Origin of the sequence: Achromobacter sp., assembly GCF_049647645.1 — a bacterium.
In the GTDB taxonomy this organism is placed as follows: Bacteria; Pseudomonadota; Gammaproteobacteria; order Burkholderiales; family Burkholderiaceae_B; genus Achromobacter.
The window spans coordinates 1-4,714 of the sequence record NZ_JBARYB010000153.1; the positions used below are offsets into that span (position 1 = coordinate 1).

At 65.1% G+C, this 4,714-nt stretch carries 6 protein-coding genes; 5 read left to right on the forward strand and 1 reads right to left on the reverse strand.

The annotated features are described in order from the left end of the window. The 5 genes from fliN to fliR form a co-directional block, all read left to right on the forward strand. On the forward strand, positions 1-369 hold a 369-nt coding region (gene fliN / locus WBB14_RS17920), incomplete at its 5' end, for a flagellar motor switch protein FliN (protein WP_424241026.1). Between the two features lie 10 nt (positions 370-379). After that, positions 380-703, forward strand: coding sequence for a flagellar biosynthetic protein FliO (gene fliO, locus WBB14_RS17925; protein WP_013393406.1), 324 nt, complete (start codon positions 380-382; stop codon positions 701-703). A gap of 27 nt (positions 704-730) precedes the next feature. After that, positions 731-1,522: a flagellar type III secretion system pore protein FliP gene (gene fliP, locus WBB14_RS17930; protein ID WP_424241027.1), complete on the forward strand. Its 792-nt coding sequence runs from the start codon at positions 731-733 to the stop codon at positions 1,520-1,522. 17 nt (positions 1,523-1,539) lie between these two features. Continuing rightward, on the forward strand, positions 1,540-1,809 hold the full coding sequence (gene fliQ, locus WBB14_RS17935; protein ID WP_008163193.1) for a flagellar biosynthesis protein FliQ: 270 nt from the start codon (positions 1,540-1,542) through the stop codon (positions 1,807-1,809). A 34-nt stretch (positions 1,810-1,843) separates the two neighbouring features. Then, positions 1,844-2,632, forward strand: a complete 789-nt coding sequence (gene fliR / locus WBB14_RS17940; RefSeq protein ID WP_424241028.1) for a flagellar biosynthetic protein FliR — start codon at positions 1,844-1,846, stop codon at positions 2,630-2,632. Between the two features lie 54 nt (positions 2,633-2,686). On the opposite strand, the gene WBB14_RS17945 is transcribed toward fliR, so the two are convergent. Continuing rightward, positions 2,687-4,282, reverse strand: coding sequence for a methyl-accepting chemotaxis protein (locus WBB14_RS17945; protein ID WP_424241029.1), 1,596 nt, complete (start codon positions 4,280-4,282; stop codon positions 2,687-2,689). Between the last annotated feature and the right edge of the window lie 432 nt (positions 4,283-4,714).

The window sequence follows — 4,714 nt, forward strand, 5'->3', positions numbered from 1 at the left end:
GCCGCGCCGGCTCCCGCTCCTGCGGCGCCCGCCGCGCCCGCCCCGCAATCCGCGGCGCAATCCGTGTTCAAGCCTCTGGCCGGCGCCACCAGCGGCGCAGGCGCCGATATCGACCTGATCATGGACGTGCCCGTCCAGCTGACGGTCGAGCTGGGCCGCACCCGCCTGACCATCAAGAACCTGCTCCAGCTGGGCCAGGGTTCCGTGGTCGAGCTGGACGGCCTGGCAGGCGAGCCGATGGACATCTTCGTCAACGGCTACCTGATCGCCCAGGGCGAAGTCGTGGTCGTGGAAGACAAGTACGGCATTCGCCTGACCGACATCATCACGCCGTCCGAGCGGATCAACCGCTTGAACAACCGCCGCTGATCCTGGCGTCATGGACGACTCCGCCCTCCTGCGCGTCATCATCGGCCTCATCCTGGTCGTGGCCGCCATCCTGGTCTCGGCCTGGCTGGCGCGCCGCGCGGGGCTGACCCCGCGCGGCGGCGGCAATCTGCTGCGGCAGGTGGCAAGCCTGCCGGTCGGTCCGCGCCAAAGCATCGTGGTAGTGGAAGTCGAGAACACCTGGCTGGTGGTGGGCGTCGGCCCGAACCAGCTCAACACCCTGCATACCCTGCCCGCCGGCCAATTGCCGGAGGCTTCGACCTTGCCCGCCGCCGCCTTTGCGGCCAAGCTGGGCCAGGCGCTCAAGCGCCGCTAGCGCAGCCGCGCCATCCAAGCGACACCCATGAGTTTGCCCACCAGCACGACACCCGTCCGCGCCCGACCCGGCGCGCTGCATCTGCTCGGCGCCGCGGCCCTGCTAGGCCTGGCCTTGTTCCCCGCGGGTGTCGTCGCGCAGGCCACCTTGCCCGCGCTGACCGCCACGCCCGGACCGAACGGGTCCGAAACCTATTCGCTCAGCATGCAGACCCTGCTGCTGATGACGTCGCTGTCGTTCCTGCCTTCCGCGCTGCTGATGATGACGGGATTCACCCGCATCATCATCGTGCTGGGCCTGCTGCGCAGCGCCATGGGAACGGCCATGTCGCCGCCCAACCACGTGCTGATCGGCCTCGCGCTGTTCCTGACCTTCTATACGATGTCGCCGGTGTTCGACAAGATCTACACCGACGCCTACAAGCCGCTATCCGAGGGTTCTATCCAGTTCGAGGCTGCCGTGGAACGCGCGGCCAGTCCGCTGCGCACCTTCATGCTGCACCAGACGCGCGAAAACGATCTGTCGCTGTTCGCCAATCTGGCCAAGCAGCCGGCCCTGGAAGACCCCTCGCAGGTGCCCCTGCGCATCCTGGTGCCCGCGTTCATCACCAGTGAACTCAAGACCGCCTTCCAGATCGGCTTCACCATCTTCATCCCCTTCCTCATCATCGACCTGGTTGTCGCCAGCGTGCTGATGGCGCTGGGCATGATGATGGTGCCGCCAGTGACGGTGGCCCTGCCCTTCAAGCTGATGCTTTTCGTGCTGGCCGACGGCTGGAACCTGCTCATGGGTTCGTTGGCCCAGAGCTTCTACCAATAACCTGGAGGAGAATCGCCATGACCGCAGAAACCGTCATGACCATGACCTACCAGGCGATGAAGATCGTGCTGGCGATGGCCGGGCCGCTGCTGCTCGTGACGCTGGTGGTGGGCCTAGTCATCAGCATCTTCCAGGCCGCCACGCAGATCAACGAAATGACGCTGTCGTTCATTCCAAAGCTGCTGGCCATGTGCGGCGTGCTGGTGCTGCTCGGTCCCTGGCTCATCGGCGTCATGGTCGACTACATCCGGCAACTGATCGGCCAGATCCCCATGCTGGTGTCCTGAGCGGCCGCCGCCGCCGGACGCCGGGTCCCACCCCATGATCGCCTTCACGCTCGAACAGCTCAACGGCTGGATCGGCCAGTTTCTCTGGCCGTTCGTGCGCATCCTGGCGCTCGTGGGTACCGCCCCGCTGTTCTCCGAATCGCTCATCCCCATCAAAGTCAAGGTCGGGCTGTCGTTCATCCTGGCCGTCGCGATCAGCCCCGCACTGGATCCCGTGCCCTCCATCGCGCCCGGCTCCTTTACCGGATTGTGGATGGTCATGCAGCAAGTGCTGATCGGCATCGCGCTGGGTTTCACGATGCGCCTGGTGTTCGCCGCGGTGCAGACCGCCGGCGAATTCGTGGGCCTGCAGATGGGTTTGTCGTTCGCCTCGTTCTTCGACCCCAGCTCCGGCGCCAATACCGCGGTGCTGTCGCGCCTGTTCAACATCATTGCGATGCTGACATTCCTGGCATTGGACGGCCATCTGCTGGTCCTGGCCGCGCTGGTCCGCTCCTTCGATACCTTGCCTGTCGCCATGATTCAGCTGCACCAGAACGGCTTTGGCGCCGTGGTGGAATGGGGCAAGACCATCTTCATATCCGGCCTGCTGCTGGCGCTGCCGCTGATCTGCGCCTTGCTGACCATCAACCTGGCCATGGGCATCCTGAACCGCGCGGCGCAGCAGCTTTCCGTTTTCTCGATCGGCTTTCCGGTAACGCTCATCATCGGCGTCACGATTCTGGCCGTCGTGCTGCCGCACGCGGGGCCGTTCCTGGAATCGCTGTTCGAATCCGGCCTTACCGCGATGAGCCGGGTCGCCGACGCCCTGGCGGGCAAATAGCGGCCCAAGCCGACGGCGGGCGCCGAGGCGGCGCCTGACGCCGCCCCGCCCTTCTTACTGCTGACCGGTAAGACGAAACACGCGGATCGTCTCGCGCAATGCGCCGGACTGGCTGCCCAGCTGCATGACGGCGCCGCCCAGGTCCTGAACCAGCGCGGTGTTCTGCACCGTCATCACATCCATCTGCGACACTGCCGTGTCGACCTGTTCGATGCCGCTCGACTGTTCTTGCGAAGCCTGGGAGATTTCGCTGATGATGTCGGTGACCCGGTGCACGGCGGCCACGATATCCTGCATCGTCGCGCCCGCCTGCTCGGCCTGCTGGGAGCCTTCGGTCACGCGTTCCACCGAGTCTTCGATCAGGCCCTTGACCTCCTTGGCGGCCTGGGCGCTCTTCTGCGCCAGGCTGCGGACTTCGCCCGCCACCACCGCGAAGCCCTTGCCGGACTCCCCGGCGCGAGCCGCCTCGACCGCAGCGTTCAGGGCCAGGATGTTGGTCTGGAAGGCGATGCCTTCGATGATGCTGACGATGTCGGCGATCTTGCGCGAACTGTCCGAAATGCCATGCATGGTGCTCACCACCTGCCCGACCGCCACACCGCCCTTGCGCGCCACTTCCATGCTGCTCGCCGCTAGCTGGTTGGCTTGGCGCGCATTGTCGGCGTTTTGCCGCACCGTGGACGTCAGCTGTTCCATGCTGGCGGCGGTCTGCTGCAAGGACGCTGCCTGGCCCTCGGTGCGGCCCGCCAGCTCTTGATTGCCGCGCGCGATATGCGCCGCGGCATGGGTCGTGCCCTCGATGCCGCGGTACACGTCCTGGGCGATCCCGATCAGGCTTTTGCGCATCACTTCGAGCGAGAACTTCAAACTCCCGATCTCGTCGTCGGAATCCGCCACGATCTGCGTGGTCAGGTTGCCCGCCGCGACCTGGCGCGCCATATTGGCGGCATCCACCATGGGGTCCAGCAACGACCGGGACAAGCGCCAGCCCATGCCGAAGATGGCGATGACTCCCAGGGCGATGGCCGCGCAACCGACGCTCGCGCCCAAGGTGCTCAGCTCCGCCCAGTTGGTCCTCAGACCATAGACGCCGGCGCCGGCCACGATGCCGGACGACAACATTGCATGACGCAACATGCGGCTGCGAACATTGCTGCGGAAAGCGAACGTCAGCACGTCCAGGCCGCGGCGCCAACCAGCGCGCACGGGACGCCCGCGCAGGATGCGCACACCCCTGGCCGTGCCCTCGCGAATGCGGGCGTACAGGTTCTCGGCCATTTCGACCTGCTCTTCGGACGGCCGCACCCGCACCGAGGAATAAGCCACGACCTCGCCGTTCTCGACGATGGGCGTCGCATTGGCCAGCACCCAGTAGTAGCCGCCGTCCTTGCGCCGGTTCTTTACCAGACCCAGCCACGATTCACCCGCCTGCAGCGTCTCCCACAGATCTTCGTAGGCTTCGGGCGGCATGTCGGGATGGCGCACGATGTTGTGCGGTTTGCCGATGAGTTCTTCTCGGGAAAAGCCGCTGACTTCGACAAAGGCCGGATTCGCATAGACGATCCGGCCCTTGGTATCCGTGCGCGAGATCAGATACTGATCTTCGCGCAGCTTGGTTTCTACATTGTGGACGGGTAGATTGACGCGCACAGCTTGCCTCCGGGTGCATCATGTCGAGCAGCGAATGAGTATCGGCAAGCAAACCGGATCTGACGCCCCGCATAGACGTGTTCCCCCGCCGGGTTCGTCAAGCTGGGGACTGCATGGCCCCCACACTTTCGAACGCTGTTCACCGCCCTTTTTCAGGCGTTATTGTTGTTAACGGCCAAGTTTTCGAAAACTTAACGTGCGCATGAGTTTTGCGCCCACCAAGACGCAAAGCACATGGACCGCGGCCGCGGTCCTGTTGCAAACGTCAGAAGACTGGCGTCACACCTGCGTCAGCGTCGGCGCGGCGTAACCACCCGACAGTTGGTGCGCGGGGACTTCGATCACTTCGCCCGCGTTGATCTTGAACACGGCCACCGCCTCGGCCAGGCGCTGCGCCTGCTCCTGCAGCGATCCCGCGGCCGCGGCCGCTTC